At 59.9% G+C, this 20,348-nt stretch carries 3 protein-coding genes; 2 read left to right on the top strand and 1 reads right to left on the bottom strand.

What is annotated here, in order from left to right:
• Positions 1-187: 187 nt before the first annotated feature.
• Positions 188-13,825 (top strand): DUF11 domain-containing protein, encoded by a 13,638-nt coding sequence (locus AU182_RS14920; protein ID WP_066966936.1) that lies wholly within the window; start codon positions 188-190, stop codon positions 13,823-13,825.
• Positions 13,825-19,002 (top strand): OmpA family protein, encoded by a 5,178-nt coding sequence (locus AU182_RS14915; RefSeq protein WP_066966933.1) that lies wholly within the window; start codon positions 13,825-13,827, stop codon positions 19,000-19,002. Before AU182_RS14920 ends, AU182_RS14915 begins: the two co-directional genes overlap by 1 nt.
• A gap of 98 nt (positions 19,003-19,100) precedes the next feature.
• On the opposite strand, the gene AU182_RS14910 is transcribed toward AU182_RS14915, so the two are convergent.
• Positions 19,101-20,270 carry a PepSY domain-containing protein gene (locus tag AU182_RS14910; RefSeq protein WP_066966930.1) on the bottom strand — a complete coding sequence of 390 codons (1,170 nt, stop codon included), beginning with the start codon at positions 20,268-20,270 and terminating at the stop codon, positions 19,101-19,103.
• Positions 20,271-20,348 lie beyond the last annotated feature (78 nt).

The following is a 20,348-nucleotide window of genomic DNA, read 5'->3' as shown; positions in this document are numbered from 1 at the left end:
ACTATGACTTGCTTCACGGTGCCAAATTGCCCCTTCCAATAAAGTTCCGCGACCGGCCCCTCCCCCGGTAGTGCCGCCTGTGCGGCAGTTCTCGAAATACTTATTTCACTGGCAGCGGAAAGCGATGAAGTCTGAAGTAACTGGGCGAAAATTATTCAGAAATGCACCTGCGGCACTGAGATCTTCAGTGCGGTGGCTGCTTTCCGTCGCGCTACTGTTGGGCTCCGGTCAGGCCTTGGCCGCCTTTACCAACATGTGTGTGGTGGGTGAGCAGAACCCGCCCACTAATCTGGTTACGGTACAGAACAGCTACTGTGATTTTTGTAGCTACGGCTACGTAGAAATTCAGATTACCAACCCCTACCGGCAGGGCACCAATGCTGACGATGGCGACCAGCCCTATGAAACACGCGTGGTCACTATTAATGGTGATACGCGCACCCAGACGCGTCGCAATGCGGACTATGGCTCGGCAAACCCGTCGCTCAATTTCAGAAACTCTGGTGGCCTGACGATCACCCTGACTGACGGCCTGGAGCTTTACACGGGGGTAACCCCAACACTGCCGCTGGGTGGCACGCTCAGTGGTACCAGCACGGTTTCCGTCAACAATATGCTGGACCTGCCTCCGGGCAATACCGTTACCTTGCGTATCCCGGTACACCGCCCGCCAACCAACAGCCCCGAGTCCCTCTTCGGCACAGCGCCCCAGGCCACCGCTACTATCGATTACACGATGGCGGACGGCTGTGACGATGTCCCCGGGCAGCGGGAAAACTTCCGCAATGACAATACCTGGTATGACGGCTGCGGCGGCAACCGCTGCTCAGGGTCGGAGGACCCGGATAATTACCCTACCGACTTCTGGCAGAACTACGCCCGTCCCGACAGCCAGCACAGTGCGGGCATTGATGTCCGCGAGCCGGGTATTGCCCTCAACAAACAAGGGTGGAACTACGACAGCGGTCAGCGCCAGAATACCCGCAGCGATCAGGTATTCGGTCACAACGACGACGACATCGTTTGGCGAATCAATATCCGGAACACGGGCAATGCCCCGCTGCAGGACCTGCGTATCGATGACCTGCTGAGCCGCGCGGATGTGATGGATGCGAATTACGTGTGCCCCTCAGCTGCGGAGGCGAATGCCATTGCCGCTCAAAATGGGGTGTTGCCTCTAGGCTCAAATTGTGTGGCGACGGATGCTGCTACTGGTGCCGTGCTGGCCGACTGGAGTGTGGCCGCACCGTTTGGGCATAACGATGATATCCCTCCCCCCTATGCAAACACCGTGGATTCGGTGATCGCCGGTACCTCCAGTGATGCGATCGATATCCGTGCCGGTGACAATATCAACCTTTATGTGGTCGGTAAGATTCATGGCAGCGGTTCCTGTGCACCCGGTCGTTTGACCAACAGTTTTGAAGATGTGCAGTTCGGCTGCGCTGTGCAGACACCACCGGGTGGCATTGACTCAGGGCAGGACGAAACTAGTTTTCTGGATGCTTACTATGGGCTGAATGGTGGCACCAATGCTTTGCGGGTGGAGCGGCAGCTGACCGGTATTACCGGCACGGGTCCGGTGGGTACTCGCGGTTTGATGACCATCACTCTGCGCAATGAAGGGCGTGGTACCGTCTGGTTTGATCCCAGCATGGCCTGGCACTTGAGCAATGTTCTGCCAAGCGAATATGTGGTCGACCCAAGCTTTGAGCCCACCTTTGAGAATGCGTTCTCCCTGTATGGTGCTTACGAGGGGCGGGTGGATACCCTGGATTGGGTCAATGCCAACGGTCCGATTCCGGGTGCCTCGGGCAATGAAAGCGCCTACCTCAATAACTCCGAGCCACAATTCAAACTTACCAGCAGCTCAAGTGATAGCGATCCCGATCAGGTGGAAGAAAGCACCGGTTTGATGCGTCATGGCGACGTGGTCGTTATCCGTTTTGCGGTGGTGATGAAAGAAAAGGACTATTTCGATCGCGCGGCGGATCTGGACGTTCTGGAGGAGCTTTCTTCCGTTAACCTGAATCAGAGACCGGAGCCGACAGATCCGGATCTCAGCCCCTTTTCCGCTCTTGATAACGCCCTGACCGTTCAGGTGAAAACGCTGTGTGATACACAGGGCGTTTTGCAGTCCACCATGACGGGTAACGGGGTAAACGACACTTTTGCCGCGAACGATGCGGGTACACCCGTAGATTTTGCGCCGGAGGAGCTCGATGTAAACATCAACGAGCCCACCTTCATTATCACCGATGACCGCACACAGACTACGCCGCTATCCGTCACCGTGACTAACCGCGGCGGCGACGAAGCGCGCGATTTCAGCGTATTCATCAGCTTTGGTGCGACCATCAATGTGGTCGGCAGTTCAGCGCCAGCAGGCTTCAGTTGTGCCGCGACCAGCGTCACTCAGACCAGTGTGGATGGCAATGGCCGCCCCATGGGGCACCCGGACCCCTTTAAGGTGTGGGCGGTGAACCCCGCGCCCGATGAAGTCAACAAGATGCATATGTTGCTGCCGAGTGATGGCACTGTGTATCAGTGCCAGCCTAGCGGCTCACAATTGAATGCTGCGCTGGCCGCGGGCAGCAGTGCGACCTTCAACTTTGAAGTGAACAAGACCACGGACCCCGCCGGGATTGCTGCCGATGACCTGACGTTTCGTGCAGACGTTGTTGGTGAAATTTTTACCCTGAGCGACTTCACGATCCCCGCCACCCAGGTGAATACCCGTAATATCGGCGTAAATCAGGTCACCAATGGTGGTAACCGCAGTATTTCCTCAGTCGTCGTCAACAATCCTTCGGCCATTACCAACGGCAATCCCCTCTGGTTTCCGGCGCCGGGCAACGCGGGCAATACCCGTACCGACGGCGAAGTCGACCGCGGCAACCTTTACTCGCTGGACGCGCACTGGTCGCGGGGAATCGGTTTTAACCTCAAGAAAGACCAAGTGACCGCGGGTGATACCAGCTCGGGTAACTATGGCGGTGTGCCAGATCTCGGGGTGTGTAATGAAAATACAGATGGTGTAACTCGCGCTGCGGCCGATACATTCCCCGGCCAGGCCAAGCCTGCCGAGCACGTTCAGATTGGTGAAGAGTGTACCGTGCGCATCCAGACTGGCGGCTGGTTCGGATTTGATTCCCGCGGCTTCAATTTTATTGGTGTGCGGGATATTCAGGTGCTGGACCTGATTCCGGACGGACAGGGCTTTATCTCCAGTACGGCACCGGTAGTCACACCGCAGATCGCTGGAGCCACCCAGGCTCCCAATGATCCGGGTACCACGACCCTGGGGGAGCTCAGTCCGTTTGGCTGGCGATTTACCGGGACAGAGTCTTCCGTATTCTCCGGCGCGCCCAATGACGACTACGTGATCGACATTGATCAGTGGTTCACGATCAATACCACCAGTCGTCTGCTCAACAAGATGCAGAACGACCGGGCGGCACCCAACCTGCATGGCAACAACAGCGCCAATGTACTGGACTCCTCCTTCAAGGGGACATTCTTCAACAACAATACCGGTGAGTGGGAAACCTACAACTTTGGCAGTTACGGCGGTGGTGAGACTGTCGGCTATCCGAAGGAGCCCATTCGTCGCGTCGACGTGGTGGTAACCGAGCCCCGAATCACGGTGGTCAAGGAAATCTGCGCGGCTTCTGATTTCGATAACGGCACCGGTTCCTGTGGTGCTGGCTGGACCGAAGATTACCAGGGCGCGGTCACTACTAATGACTACATCTACCGCCTGTCGGTTACCAGTGAGGCTGATGCGGGCGGTCATCCGCGCCCGCCGGTATACGACCTGACCGTTGAAGATACCCTGCCGGACCTGCTGTTTATCGAAGATCTGGACAGCGACGGCATCGACAACGACGGCGACGGGGTCATCGATGAGCCCGGTGAAGAAGGCGTTATTGTCGGCAACGTGATGAACGATGGGAATCCGACCACCATCACCTTCTCCCACACCCAAGGCGTGGACGGCACTGGGCTGCGCCGTCTCGACTCCGGCGCCAGTGTGCATATGTACTACCGCGTGGATCCGGATGATCGCATTGCCCCGTCTGAAACGCTGACGAATAACGTAAAGGTTACCTACTACGATTCCCTGGAAGGCAGCGGGAACGACCACAGTAACCAGACTGTGGTTACCCCGGGCAGTGGGGAGCTGGGCGGTGCGCGTATCTACCCGGCTGCTGGCGATGCGGATACCGAGGCCACGGCTTCCATTACCTTCAGCGAGCCCACCACCGAGCCTAAAACGATCACCGCCCTGTCGGAAACATCGCTGGTGGGCAGTGGTGTACAGCCGGTGAAAATCGGTGAGGAAATCGAATACACCCTGACCGCGGAACTGCCGGTGGCGCAGCTGCGCGCGCTCACGGTCACCGATGTGCTGCCCGTGGGACTGATGTGTGCAGATGCCCCCACCATCAACCTCTCTACCGACGCACCCTGGAGTGCGGCCGGTTTCAAGCGCCCCGATCTAAGCGATGTTGGGGATGTCACACCCGTCTGTTCCGACAATCAGGTGCAGTGGTCTTTCGGTGACGTGGTACTTTCCAATCCGTCGTCAGACAGGGATCCCAACCGTTTCACGTTTGAACTCAAGTTTATCGCCCGGGTACAGAACAGCGCGGACAATAACGATGGAACTGCGCTGGTCAATGGTGTGCCGGCGACCAGCGCCACGCTGGAGTGGCGTGACGAAAGCGGCACCGATAACAGCCTCGATTACGGCCAGGTAGAGGTGCAGGTCACCGAGCCATTGATCGCCCTGAGTAAAAGCTGGGATGCGCCGAGCGGCGATATCGATGCCGCGGATACCATCACCATCACGCTGACCGCCACCAACAACGGTACCGCCAATGCCTATAACCTGCGGATTCTGGACGACCTGCTCGATAGCGAGATGACGTTTGTTTCCGGGAGTGTCGGTGGCAGCACTCCACCGGATAGTGTCGATACCACCACCTTCGGCAGCAATCAGCCGGTATTTGTGTGGAATCCGGAAAATCCGCTGGCGCCGGGGGAAAGCCGCGAAGTCACCTTCGAGGTGACCGTGGACGAAACCGCCCGGCCGCACCAGCTGTTGCAAAATGCTGCGCAAGCGGTCTGGACTTCACTGCCCGGGCAAAACACTGCACTGAATCCCGCTGATCAGATCGGCGTTGATGGCGCATTGGACGGCCAGCGTATTGGTGCGCTGCCACGCGCGGGCGATGCGATCAATGACTACGAAACCGTTAGTGAAACCGTGGATGCCGCGGTGGCCGGATTGGCGCTGCTGAAAGAAGACATCACCGAAAACGGCAGCACCCCAGAGTCCCGGGCCATCGGCGCGCACCGTACTTTCCGCCTAGATATCCGTCTGCCCGAGGGCGTGACCGAAAACGTGGTGGTGACCGATACCCTGTCTGCGGGTTACGCCATCGCCGATCCCGCGCACGGTTACGAAATCCGCTGTGAATACGACAGCACTATCCGCACCATCAACGACCAGGCGCCGGATGCTGCCTGTGGACAATTTGCCGGCGCCTTGCCGCAAAACGGCGATACCGGTGTGCTGTCCTGGAATATCGGCAAGGTCGAGACCGAAACCGAAGATGACACCGGAGACGGCGCCACCAATGCGATCGACCCGGTTATTCACATTTACTACGTCGCGCGTATCGAGAATACCGGCAGCGTGGTGGCGGGCACGGCGCTTTCCAACAGCGCGGAGCTGGATTACCTGAACGCACCGACCACGCTGACAGCGGATTCGGGTCCGATCGAGGTGGCAGAGCCGCAACTGACGGTGACCAAAACCGCGAGTGCCGCGAGCGCGGTCAGTGGCGATACGCTCGACTACACCATCACCATCACCAATGCGTCCGGTGCCAATGTTTCCACCGCCTACGACGTCAACATTGCCGACTTGCTGCCGGAACAGTTGCGCCTAGACAGTGCGACCGTCGACGGTGCCGACTACATGCCCGGCACCCGTGCGGATGGTGCGTTTGTGTGGGGTCGTGAAAATGGTGACAACAGTCTGGATATCGGCCCCGGCGAATCCCTCACGCTGATCTACAACACCACGGTACTGTCTGCCTTTGGCAGTGCAATCGAGAATATCGTGCACGTGGACTGGACGTCGCTCGATCACGGTGTGCCCGGCCAGGACACTTATCCCGGTGTTTACCAGCGTCACGGTGACGGTTGTCCGGATGCCGTGGCACCGAATACATACTGCAGCTTTGTTAATGAAAGCGTCGCTACCCAGGACAGCACCGACTTCAGCAAAACGGCTGTTGCCGATGCGTGGGGTGCGGCGGACCGCGCGCGGATTGGCGATACCGTGCAGTACACCCTGAACCTGTTTGTCCAGCCGGGCATCACCCGCAATGTAGTGGTTACCGACCAGTTACCCGCGGGCCTGGAACTGGTCTCTGTGGATAACATCGATTGTGGCGTCAACGGATTTACCTGTTCCCAGGCTCCCGTTGAGCCGACGCCGGGTGCCACCGGCACGCTGCAGTGGCAGCTGGGCGATATCGACGCGCAGAGCGATTCCACACCGCCGTTCACCATCGTCTATACCGCGTTAGTGTTGGATGATGAGACCGTATTCCCCGCGGGCAGTGGTGAAATCGAGCGCGCGAACAGCGCCGAGTTAACTTACGACGGTGCTACAACATTGTTGCAGGATCAGGCGAGCATCTGGGTGGTACAGCCGAATGTCACCAACCTGCAGAAAACCGATTCCCGCTCCGGCGTTACCAGCCCGCACACGGTTGTGGATATCGCCAACGAGGTGATGAATTTCCGCCTGCAGGCACAGAACACCGGCGGTGCGCCGGCCTATGGAATGGTAATTGCCGATACCCTGAACATCGATCCGGCCAACCCGGAATACGATGAGGCTTCGCTCAACATTACGCAGGTTCTGATCGATGGTATGGCCGCGAATTACACCCACACGGTGAATGCGGGCATTATCGAATTTACCCTCGCCGATGTAGTTCCTGAAAACGCGACTATCCAGATCGATTACGAAGTCGGCCTGAATCTCGATATTCCCAGCGGCCACACCTGGTACAACCGCTTCCATATCGACAACTACATTTCCAACGATATCGACAGCACCAGCAGCCGTCTGTACGAAGGTACCGCGCCGGCCTGTGAATCCGCGCTGTCCGCGAACTGTTTCCAGCTGATGACCTCGGTGGCAAACCCGGAAAATCTAACGCTGCAGTTGATGGAGCCCTCCGATGGCCGCGCGCCGATTGGTGAGCCGGTAAGCTACCGCATCACCGTACCGGCAAGCCCGATTGCCAGCTCCACCCTGGCGAATGTAAAGGTTGAAAATACGCTCCAGGGCCGCGATACGGTGATTGTGCTGGATGCCGTCACTATCGGTGGTAATCCGATAACCGTCCCCGATGGTGAGACATTTACCATCGACGTGGGTGACATCCCGCCCAATGAAGTGCGTGAAATTGTCTTCACCGGCTGGGTCGCCAATGTCGATGCCGCCCAGTCCGGACAGACCTACAATATCAACGCGACCTATACCTATGACGAAGCCGGTGTAGTGACGGAAATGGGTGGCGGCTCCGCGACCCTCACCATCGTCGAGCCGGAGCTGGCCCTGACCCAGAGCGCGGTCAACCAGAGCGGCAATCCCGAACCGGTGGCCGGCGATCTCTATCGCTTCAGCCTGACGCTGGCAGAGCAGGGTGCGAACGGCTCCACCGCCTACGATCTCTCCGTACTGGAAGAACTGAGCATGGGCTGGGCCTATCAGGCCGGCAGCGCGACCTTTAACGGCGTGCCGATGGCTGAGCCGGCAGTTACCGGCGACGGTATCAATACCGCGCAGAGCCTGAACTGGAATGCCGTTGCCAGTACAGATATTCCCACGGGTGAAACTCGCACTCTGGAATTTGATGTGCGGGTTCTCGACAGCGTCCTCGCCGGCCAGCAGTTGACTGGAAGCGCCAGCGTACAGTGGACCAGTCAGGCTGGCGGGCCGCAGCATGTAGAGCGCGATGGCTCCGGGATGCCGGACCCTGCGGCGCTGAACAATTACTTCCTCGGTCCCGAGCAGCTGCCGCCGCTGGTCATCAACAACACGGCGACGTTCGAGAAAAACGTGGTCAGTGAAACCGCGCCGCTCAATGACGGTGAGCTGCGCATTGGTGATCTGGTGACCTACGAACTGCGCCTGGGTCTACAGCGTGGTACGCTGCCGAATGCGGTTGTTACCGACACCTTGCCTGAGGGTATGGTGTTTGTGGATACGGTTTCCATTGCCGCCGACGGTATGAGCTATGCGCTGGCCGAAGAACCAATGGCCGAAGCCGCGGGCGCAGTCACCTGGAACTTTGGTTCGCTGGTGAACAGCACCGGCGACGAGCTGGTGATTACCTACCGCACGCGCGTGCAGCGCGATGTGCTGCCGTTGAACACAGCCAGCATCGAAATGCGCAATGCGGCCAGTTTCCAGTTCGACACCGCTGCCGGGCCCAGCACGCCGTTGCTGGCGGAGCAGGTCCTGACCCTGCTGCAACCGGATCTGGCGTTTGCGCTGACCGCTAATCCTGATGGCAGCGCTGCGCTGATACCGGACCAGGCGATCACCTTCACCGCCACTGTGACCAATAACGGCTCCGCACCGGCGTATGACATTGTGCTGCGGGATGTGATTCCGGTAGGCATGCGCAAGGCTGGTGTTGAGACGGTTTCCGTCAACGGCAATACAACGAACCCGCTGCAGCCGACGTTTGATGCTGCCACCGGTGAAGCCGTGTGGAATTTCGTTAACGAAATTCCCGCGGGCGGTGTGCTCGAGGTCGTCTATCAGGTAGCGACGGACAGCGACCTCGCCGCCGGTCTGCAAATCGGCAACAACGCGTACATCGAATGGTATTACTCCTTCGGCGAAAGCGAGATTCCCGAAGGTGCGGTGCTGGATAACCGCCAGCCCTACGGCCCCAGTGACGCGGTGAGTGTAATTTTTAGCACCCCGGATGCGGAGCCATTGCAGATCGCGGTTGAGCCGACCACTCGCGAACAGGCGTCGATCGGCGAGCCCTTTGTTTATCGCCTGACGATTCCAGCCGTGGGTGCGCTGCACGATGTGGCGATCCTGATGGACCTCGCGGACTCCGGGATCGATCCGGTGGATCTGGCCTTTGTAGAGGTTATGCAGGTCTCCGGCAATATTGCATTCAATCCGCAGGGTTCCGTGGATGGCGGCTTGCTGACTATTGTGGATAACACCAGCGGTATTGATGTCGAGGCCGGTGACGAAGCCGTCATCGACGTGACCCTGCGCCTGCGCGATACCGCGCAGAACCAGTTCGGAAACGCCTTTACTTCCCGCGCCAGTTACAGCTACAGCTACGCCAATGACGATCCGGCTGCGGGTCGCGGCATGGGCGAGGTCAGTGAGTACTCGGCACCCATCGAGATTGTCGAGCCCTACGAGCTGGTGATGAACAAAACCGGTGATGCGCAGGTGCAGTCCGGTCTGGCCGGCCGCTTCACCCTGAATGTGCACAACCGCGGCAGCGGTCCGGCGTGGGATCTGACCGTAAGAGATTTCCTGCCCAGCACGGAACAGGGCGGCATGTGTGCGACACCGCCGGCCAACTTTGTTGCTGCGGTGGTGGATGCTGCTGGCAATCCCGTGGCATCCCTCAGCGAGGGCAGTGATTTCAGCGCGGTATTCGATGCGGAAAACTGTACCCTCACGGTCACTACTCTTGGCGCCAATGCCGTAGTACCCGCGGATCATCATCTGCAGTTTGCCTACGACGCCTGGCTGGATGAGAACACCGTCGACGGCACTGCACTGGATAACGTGGCCGGCGCTGAGCGCTGGTACAGCTGGGACCGTACCGGTCCGGATGCGCGGGTTTACGAGCGCACTTATGCGGCCGAGCCCCCCGACGGTACACCGTCCATGGAAGACCACGAGGACGTGTTCACCGTGATTGCCGCGGTGCCGAGCGTGGTGTTCGAAAAAGTGGTGGAAAACATCACCGCCGGTGAAAGTCCGGCGACCACCGCGACACCGGGCGATGTGCTGCAATACACCGTTACCCTGCGCAACCTCAGTGATCTGGATGTGGAAAACGTTGTGATCACCGATGCGCTGGATCGCCTGAACGCACCAGCGCTGTTCGCGCCCGGTACCCTGCAACTGATCAGCGCGCCTGCGGCTGCCGATAGCAGCGCGACCAATGCCAATGGTGGAACCAATGGCACCGGCCTGGTGGATGTGCGCAACATTGCCCTGGGCGCCGCCGGCAGCGGCAGCGAAGAAGTGCAGCTGGTGTATCAGGTGCAGTTGATCAACGTGATCGACAGTGCCAGCGCCGTGCTGAACCAGGCCCAGGTGGAATTGCCCGGCCAGCCGCTGATCGACAGTGACGATCCGAATATCAATGGCGCTGCGGATCCGCAGGTCGCCGGCGATGAAGATCCCACCCGTGTCATCATCGAATCCGCCCCGGTCTTTAAAGTCGAAAAAACGTCGCAAGACATGACCGGCGAACCGGACAGCCTGATGCCTGGTGACACCCTGCGCTATACCATCCGTGTAGAAAACATCGGCAACGAGAACATGCTGGAGGCCAGCCTGCGCGACCAGGTGCCGGCCAATACCAACTACGTTGCTGGCTCTACCACGCTGAATGGTGTGGCGGTGGAGGATGTGGATGGCAGTACGCCGCTCGCACAAACCCTGGCGATCCAGTCGCCGGGTGCGGAAGCCGGCTACCTGCTCGCGGACCCCGCTGCCACCGGCAGCCAGGCGGCGATCATCACGTTTGAGGTGACCATCAATGAGGTCAACGATGGCACCGTGATTTCCAACCAGGGCTTTGCCAATGGTGCGGGTGCCGGTGGTGACAATACGCCTCTCGATGAACAGCCATCCGATGACCCCACCACCGAAGTGGCCGACGACCCCACCATCGATATTGTCGGCAACGTGCCGTTGATTCGCGCCCAGAAAACCGTGGCGCTGGTGGTGGACAACATGACCACCGGTATCGTCGATCCGGAAGATGTACTGCGTTACACCATTACCGTCGCCAACCTCGGCGGCAAGAATGCGACCGAAGCGCGCCTGGTGGACCTGGTGCCCGAGCACACCACCTATGTGCCCGGTAGCACGCTGCTCAATGGCGTCGCCGTGGCAGACAATGGTGAAGAGTCACCGCTGGTAACCGGCATCCCCATCAGTAGCGACGACCTCACACCGCCGCTGCCGGTAGACGGAGAGGGCATCATCAGCACCGCGCAGACGGCCACCATCGTGTTTGATGTGATGGTCAACGCGGACACCGAGCGCGGCACCATCATCAGCAACCAGGGCAATGTGTACAGCCTGGAACTGCCGCTGACGCTGACCGACGCCGATGGCAATAGCAGCAACGGCGCCCAGCCGACGGAAGTGGTGGTGGGCGATGCCCAGCAGCTGTCCATCACCAAGGAGGTTGCCGTGGTCGGTGGCGGCGCGGCGGAATCCGGCAAGGTGCTGGAATACATCGTGCGGGTCACCAATATCAGTGCGGTGCCGGCGAGTCTGGTGACCATTTACGATGACCTGCTGGTGGCGGGTGAGGGCGTGCTCACCTACGTGGAAGACTCCGCGCGCCTGAATGGCCAGCCCGATGGCATCCTCGTGGATGGTTCGCTGATTACGGTGGATTACAGCACCACCTATGGCGAACTGCAGCCGAGCGAAACCATTACCCTGCGCTTTGAAGCCAAGCTGGGTGAGAACCTGGCCATGGGTTATTCGGTGGTCAATACCGCGCAGGTGAAATGGAACGATCCGCCGGCGTACATCGAGGCGACGGTGGCGATCGATATCGGCGGTACCCCGGGCATCGCCAACCTGGCCGGTTATCTCTGGCACGATGTGAACTTCAGTGAAACAGCAGACACTGAAGAGCGCCTGCTCAGCAACTGGACCGTAGACCTGTACTTCAACAACGCACTGCTGGAAACCGTACAGAGTGACGAGAACGGCTACTTCCAGTTCGCGGGCCTGGTGCCCAACATGGAAGGCGCGGAACTGGCCGGCACCAGCTACGAGCTGCGCTACCGGGCACCCAACGCGGTGGACTCCACGGCATCCCTGGGTACTGCGAGCTCCGACTACACCAATGGTCCTCAGCAGATCCGCGACATCTATATCGGCTCCGGCGCCAACCCGCAGAACCTGAATCTGCCGATTACCCCCAATGGCGTGATCTACGATTCCGTGCTCCGCGCACCAGTGGCCGGTGCCCGTGTGCGCATGCTGCAGGCATCCAGTGGCCAGCCGTTGCCAGAGAGTTGCTTCGAAGACCCGGCGCAGCAGAACCAGGTGACCCTGCCCGGGGGCTTCTACAAGTTCGACCTGAACTTCAGCAGCGCCGCCTGTGCAGTGAACGCGGATTACCTGATCGATGTGGAAGTGCCCAACGACAATTACACCTCGGGCCCGTCCCAGATCATTCCGCCGCAGACCGGCAGTGATACCGGTGCGTTTGATGTGAGCGCTTGTCTCGGCAGTGCCGCCGATGTGATTCCAGGCACTCCGGATCACTGTGAAATCCAGCTCACCGCGCAGCCGCCTTCCATCGACATGGATGCGCGCGCCAGTGAAACGGACTACTACCTGCGGTTGAATCTGGACGACGCCAACCAGCCGGGCAGCAGCCAGTTGTTTAACAACCATATTGCCCTGGATCCGCTGCTGGAAGGTGCGCTGGCGCTGACCAAGACATCGGCCATGACCAACGTGACCCGCAGCCAGCTGGTGCCGTACACCATCACCTTCACCAACACCATGCCGGTGCCACTGACCGACCTGCAGCTGGTGGATTATTTCCCCGCGGGCTTCAAGTATGTGGCCGGTTCCGCAAACCTGGATGGCGTAGCGCTGGAGCCGGAAGTGAACGGCCTGCAATTGCAGTGGCCGCATCTGCGCGCCGAGGGCGAACAGACCCGCACCATGAAACTGTTGCTGGTAGTGGGCTCCGGTGTGGGCGAGGGCAAGTATGTTAACCGCGCACGCATGTTCAACGAGCTCTCCGGCCAGCAGGCTTCCGGTGAGGCGTCCGCGACGGTGCGCGTGGTCCCCGACCCGACCTTCGACTGTACCGATGTGATCGGCAAGGTGTACGACGATAAAAACCTGAATGGTTACCAGGACAGCGGCGAAGGCGGTGTGCCCGGAGCGCGCGTGGTAACCGCGCAGGGCCTGCGTGCCACCACCGATGCCCACGGTCGTTTCCACATTACCTGTGCGGCGGTACCCAACCCGGATCGTGGTTCCAACTTTGTACTCAAACTGGACGACCGCAGTCTGCCCAGCGGCTACCGCCTGACCACGGAAAACCCGCGGGTACAGCGCGCCACCCGAGGCAAGATGCTGGAGTTTAACTTCGGTACCAGCCTGCACCGGGTGGTGCGTCTGGATCTGGCAGAAGCCGTGTTCGAGCCGGGCTCCACCGAGCTGCGTCCACAGTGGCGTTCCCGCACCGAACTGTTGCTGGAGCGCCTGCAGGAAGCACCCTCGGTGCTGCGCCTGTCTTATCTGGCGGAAAATGAAGATCCAGGATTGGTCGACCGGCGCCTGCAAGCCATCAAGGCGCGCATTGCCGAAGACTGGGCCGCACTGGACTGCTGTTACCCGCTGAGTATCGAAACTGAAATTTTCTGGCGCCGCGGCGCGCCGCCCGAGCGTGGCAATGTGCTGGACGGGCTCAAACGCAGTGTGAATCGAATGATCGGAAGTGATGATCAGGGAGGAGCCCGGTAATGTCCCGTCCCTCACAACTAAGACTGGCCATTTGCATGGCGGCGCTGGCGAGCTCTGTGGTTCTCGCACAAAGCCAGGAAGAACGTGCGGAAGAGCACCCGGCAGAAACCGCCTGGTGGCAGAAAATTCCCGGCCTGGCGCCACAGGTCGAGAGCCCTGCTGATTACACTGACAAGCCACTGGGCAGCAACACCGAGACCACCCTGATTCCCGCAGCGGGCCAGCTGTGGGTGCAGGATGCGGAAGCCTTTATCGATCCCGAGCAGCCGGTGCTGGAAAGCGATGTATTGCCACCGCTGTTGTATCAGACCTTGGAGGATGAAGTTGATCCGGAGCTGGTTGCCCAGCTGCAGGAAAAGCTTGCAGCGCTGCAGGATGCGCACGAACTGCAACTGATTTTCATCGGCCACACCGACAGTGATCCACTGGCCGATGACCCGCGGGAAGCCGTCGCCGATAAAACAGCATTTACCGAAGCCCGCGCGCAATACGTCGCCGAGTTTTTTCAGACCGCGCTGGAATTGCCGGAAGCCGCCGTTCTGTTTGAGGGGCGCGGAGACAGCGAACCACTGACAGAAAATATTACCCAGCAGGGGCGCACGCTGAATCGTCGGGTAGAGGTCAAGCTGCGCTACTTTGAGCTGGATCAGCTGGCGCGGGAAGCGCAGCGCCGTGCCGAGGCCGCGCAACTCAACCGGGTACAGGTGTGTCGCCAGGAAACCGTATGTCAGCTGCGCTATACCGCCGGTGCTGACAAGCGTGCGCGGCTCAAAAATCTCGTATCACCCCTACGGCTGCAGCCGGGGCAGGTAGACCTGCCTGCCGCCTTTGTGCGCCGGGTGCAGGAAGTACGTAATACGCTACTGGAAAAGCCCAATCTCACCATTCACTTTGTCGGCCATACCGATGGCAAGCCGCTGCCGGAGGGGCCGGCGGAACTCTACGACGACCAGATGGCGTTGTCCCGCGCGGAAGCGCGCCGGGTGGCACTGGCGGTAGCGGATCAGCTGAATCTGCCAGGCTATATGGTTACCAGCAGCGGCAAAGGCGCCAGCCAGCCGATTGCCGCCAATGACACCGCCAAGGGGCGCTCCCTCAACCGCCGTGTAGAGGTGGAGTTCTGGTACGACGACTTGCTGGAAACCGCGGCCGAGGGCCTGCAGGCCTGCCCGGAGTCCGCTGCCGCAGAAACCATTACCATTGCGCACGAGTCACCCACCGGCGATATCCCACCCATTTTCCTGGACAGCGGTGATCCGCAGATCTCCAGTGCGCAGCTTGCGCAGATGCAGCGCCTGATGGATGAAGTGGCGGGCAAGCAGAACGTACGTTTGAGCTTTATTGGCTACAGCGATAATCAGCGTATGGAGCGCCGCGAGGCCATGGTGTATGGCGATGATGTGGGCCTGTCTGCGGCGCGCGCGGAAAAAGCCATGCGCGCGGTACAGCAGCATCTGGACCTCAGCGACGAGCAGGTTGAGTTTGAAGGCCGCGGCTTTGTCGAGTCCAGGGATGTGGTAGAGACGGGCTTTATCCACATGGACGGTGCGCGGGTGGAGGTGCAGGTACTCTACGACGAACTCGCGATACTTGCGGAAGCAGATCGTCTGGAAATCGAACGCATCCAGCGGGAGGCGGCAGCCTATAACCCTTACGCCCTCAACCTGATGCGTATTACCGTGGACGGCGCGCCGGAATACGACCCGCACAAAAACTCGGCGGACCTGCAGCGCTGCACCGACGTGGCCCTGCAAAGTGCCAATATCCAGTTCCGCTTTGACAATCAGGCCATGCAGCCGCGCCTGAACGTAACCGCGTTTCCGAGCACCATCCGTTACGCCGATGACCCGGCCACGGAAATCGCCGACAGCCGGGTGCAGTTCAAACGCTACACCAATTACCCGTCGTTTATTACCCGCGCGGAAGTGCGCATCTTTGAAGAAGACCAGTCCCTGCGCGACGAGCCGCTGGTAGTGGTCACGCTGGACCAGAACGGTGAGGGCAGCTGGGACGCGGACTTCGAGTCCTACCAGGCACCGCTGAAAAAACTGCAGTACGTACTGCGCGTGTATGACTGGAAGCAGCGCTTCGACGAAACCCGGCCGCAGACCCTGTGGCTGGTAGACAATTTCGAACCACGGCTACAAGAAGCCACCACCGAGCAGGAACTGTTGGTGGGTTACGGGGAAAACCGTCTCGCCGAACAGAATATTCCTGTCAATGGCAATGCGGTGCTGGTGAACGGTACAGATATTCCCACCAATCACAGCGTGTGGCTGGCGGGGCGCGAAGTGCCGGTGAGCAACGCCGGCGATTTTGTTGCTGAGGAAATTTTTGCCAAGGGCCTGCACACCGTAGAGGTGGCAGTACTGGATGATGCGGGCAACGGCGAGCTGTTCCTGCGGGATCTGGAATTCACCCGCGACGACTGGTTTACCGTGGGTATTGCCGACCTTACCGTTGCCCGGGACGACACCAACGGCCCGGCCGCGCTGGTGACCGGGGACGAAACCCACTACGACAACTCCGCCAGTTACGACGGTCGTCTGGCCTTCTATACCAGCGGTAGCTTCGGCGATGGCTGGCGTCTTGCGGCCAGTGCGGATACAGAGGAGGGTCCGGTAGAGGACCTGTTCACCAATTTTATGGAGAAGAGCCCAGACGCCCTGTTTCGTCGTCTGGACAGCGATCTCTACTATCCCACCTTTGGCGATGACTCCACCGTGGTGGAGGACGCGCCCACCTCCGGCAAGTTCTACATCAAGCTGGAAAACTACGACGATTACGGCCTGTGGGGTAACTTCAACGCTTCCTACACCGATAACGAGCTGGCGCATATCGACCGCGCGCTCTACGGGGCCAATTTCCATTTTGAAACGGACGATGTCACCGGCTTTGGGGACAAGCGGTTCCAGGTTGATGCCTTTAGTGCGGAGCCGGGGACCGTTGCCGGTCGCGATGAATTCCGTGGAACCGGTGGTTCCCTCTACTACATGCGTCACCAGGATATTCTCACCGGCTCCGAGCGGCTGCGGGTAGAGGTGCGGGATAAAAATTCCGGCATCGTACTGGGGGTGAAAAACCTGACCCCGGTGATTGACTACGATGTGGATTACATTCAGGGCCGCATTCTGTTGAACCGCCCGCTCTCCGCCATCGCCAACGACAACCTGATCGTGCAGGACGGTTCTTATAACGGCAATCCACAATATCTGGTGGCCCGCTACGAATACACGCCGGGCTTTGATGACCTGGATACCCTGGCGGTGGGTGGCCGCGCGCATTACTGGGCCGGGGATCATGTGAAGATCGGGGTGAGCGTCAGCCAGCAGAATGAGGAAGATAACGAGTCCTCGCTGAACGGAGTGGATCTTACCCTGCGCAAAACCGCCGGCACCTGGATGAAAGTGGAAGTGGCGGAAAGCCAGGGCAACACCCTCAACAGCCTCTCGTCCCTCGACGGTGGTTACAGCTTCAATCCCGGTGGCTTTGATCAGGGCAATACGGCGCAAACGCCGCTGGATCCGGATGCCAAGGCCGGCGCCAGCAAATTCGAGGCCGCCGTGCAGATGGGGGATTTCTTCGAGGGCATGCGCGGCTCCGCTTCGGTTTACGTGCAAGAGCGTGAGGCCGGCTTCGCGGCGCCGGGGCAGCTGGCTACCCGCGAGACGGAGCAGTACGGTGCTGCCGTGAGCGTGCCCATTGGCGAGCGTTTCGATATTGGCCTCAAGACCGATACCCGTGAACAGCAGCAGGGGCTGCAGACCGAAGCCACCGATGTGGAACTGGGCTATCGCCTGAGCGACCGCTGGCGCCTCGCCGCCGCGGCCCGCGCAGATTCCCGCGCGGACCTGTCACCGGTGGTGCCGCTCACGCAAAAGCAGGGCGAGCGCACCGATGTGGCGGTGCAGGCCAGTTACGATTCCGGAGCCGACTGGAGCGCCTTCGGATTTGTGCAGCGCACGGCAGAGCTGTCCGGCAACCGGGATGAAAATAACCGGGTTGGTTTTGGTGGGGCTTACCGGGTGAGTGATCGCCTGACTCTCGACAGCGAGTTGTCCGGTGGTGACACCGGCACCGCGGCGCGCCTGGGTACCGATTTCCTGGTAACCGACCGCACCAATCTTTACCTGAATTACACCCTCGACAATGAGCGCACGGATACCGGGGTGCGGGCGCGCAAGGGTAACCTGAATAGTGGTTTCCGCAGCCGCTTCAGTGATACCACGAGTATTTACGGTGAGGAGCGCTACACCCACGGCGATGTGTCCACCGGCCTCACCCACGCCCTGGGTGTGGACCTGGCCCCCAGTGATCAATGGAATTACGGCACCAGCCTGGAAGCGGGCACGTTGGAAGATCCACGCACCGGTGCCGAAACCGAGCGCCGCGCCATGGGTGCCAGCATGGGCTTCAACGATGGCAGCCTGCGTCTGTCCAGCGCGGTGGAATACCGGGTGGACAATATGCAGACGCTTTCCGGTAGCGGCACCGAGGACGACCCGCAGAGCGTATTGGAAAACGAGCGCAAAACCTGGCTGTTAAAAAATACGCTCAGTTTCCAGCTCAGCCCGGACTGGCGTCTTGTGGGCAAACTGAATTACTCCGATAGCGAAAGTTCTCAGGGCCAATTTTACGATGGCAAATTCACCGAAGGTGTCATGGGTTACGCCTACCGCCCGGTGAACAATGATCGCTGGAACACATTGCTGAAATACACCTACTTCTACAACGTGCCAACCAGAGACCAGGTGCTGGTGACGTCAGGCAGTAGCAGCAGTGCCATTGAGTTTGTGCAGAAGAGCCATATCTTCTCGGTGGATACCAATTACGACCTGACCCAGCGCTGGACCCTGGGCGCGAAGTACGCCTATCGTCTGGGCCAGTTGAGTATGGAGCGGGAAAACCCGGAGTTTTTCGATAGTGCTGCCAGCCTGTATGTGCTGCGTGCCGACTGGCACTTCGTGAACAAATGGGACCTGCTGATCGAAGGGCGCCTGCTGGACCTGCCGGATGCCGGCGACCGCAAAAGCGGTGCCCTGGTGGCGCTGTATCGCCAGATGGGACGCAACTTCAAGGCGGGTATCGGCTACAACTTTACCGACTTCTCTGACGACCTGACCGACCTCGACTACGACAGCCAGGGCGTGTTCATCAATATGGTGGGTAAGTTCTAAGCCCTTCAGCGCGCAGCCACCGGCCTGGCGAACACGTCAGACGGTGGCCAGTGCAACGAAGCCCGGAGCAACGAAGCCCGAATAGAGTCCCGATGCCTTCAGGCCTCTGTGGGCAGGCCGTTGGATGTCTCTGGTGCAATGGCCCGGTGTTGCTGAGCGCGCGACTGGAGCTGCCGCTTGCGCCACCACAGGTAAGCGCCGGTTGCGAACAGCAGGGCGGGTACCAGGCCGGCCAGCAGTACCAGCCAGCGTCCCACTATCCCCAGTGCGTCGCCGTTGTGCAGTGGAAACTGCCAGCGCAGGATTTGGTTACCCAGCGAAAGCTCTGTGGCGTTTTGTGACATGAGTATTTCGCCGCTGTACTGGTCCACCCGCGCAAAGCTTGCGCCGTAATTTGTCCACACTTCTTCTGCTGCGCGGAAACTCAGGCCGTAGCTGTCGCTTTCATCGCGCGGTAGATAGATACGCTTCAGCGCACCACCGGGAAACGCCGCCTGAGCAATGGCGGCCGCCTGATCCGGGGTGATGGGTTTTCCGCTGTTGGCATCGGAACTGGGCAGGGCAGGGCGGGGCTCCATCTCGAACAGGCTGCCGACGACCGTTTCCACCTGTGTGGGAAACACCATGCTCACACCGGAAAAGCTGATCATCAGCAGTAGCGGCAGGAAATAGATACCGAATACCTTGTGCACATCCAGGTAAAAACGGAAGCGGTTGCCGTTGCGGGAAATGGCAAAAGCGCGTTTCCATTTCCGTTTGTGGGTTTTACTCTTTTTCGGCCACCACAACACCGCACCGGTGATACAGAACCCCATCAGCAGCAGGCCCATAAAGCCCACCACGGTCTTGCCGTTCTTACCCGCCAGCAGGGTGTAGTGCAGGCGGTACAGCCAGCTCATGGTGTATTCCGGCGTGCCCCAACCCCGTACCGCAAGTACTTCCGCGTCGCCCGGTGATACCGCCACCTCTATGGGGCCGGGGGCTCCCTCGGGCGCGGGAAAACGGACCACATGGGGGCTGCCTGGCTGGCGCTGGGTCATCAGGCGGGAGGGCGCGGGGTTGCCCGGTACCGCGGCCTGCGCCACGGCCAGTATGTCCGCATAGCTGGCCGGGTTTGTCGTCGGTTGAAAGGCTACGGTCTGCGGCGTGAGGATTTCATCCAGCGCGTGGTCGAACACCAGCAGGCTGCCAGTGAGTCCGATCACGGAAAGCAGAAGACCAAGGGCCAGGCCCGCGTATTTGTGCAGGATAAACAACGTTTTGCGCATGGTACCGATACAGGTTGCTGGACAGAGATGTGTTTCCCCGGCAGGCCTGTGGTGCGGCCCGCCGGCGAGCAGTCTATT

The sequence above is a fragment of the Microbulbifer sp. Q7 genome (assembly GCF_001639145.1).
Classification (GTDB): Bacteria; Pseudomonadota; Gammaproteobacteria; order Pseudomonadales; family Cellvibrionaceae; genus Microbulbifer.
Note: the sequence above shows the minus strand (reverse complement) of the source record. Positions and strands in the feature narration are given on the sequence as shown.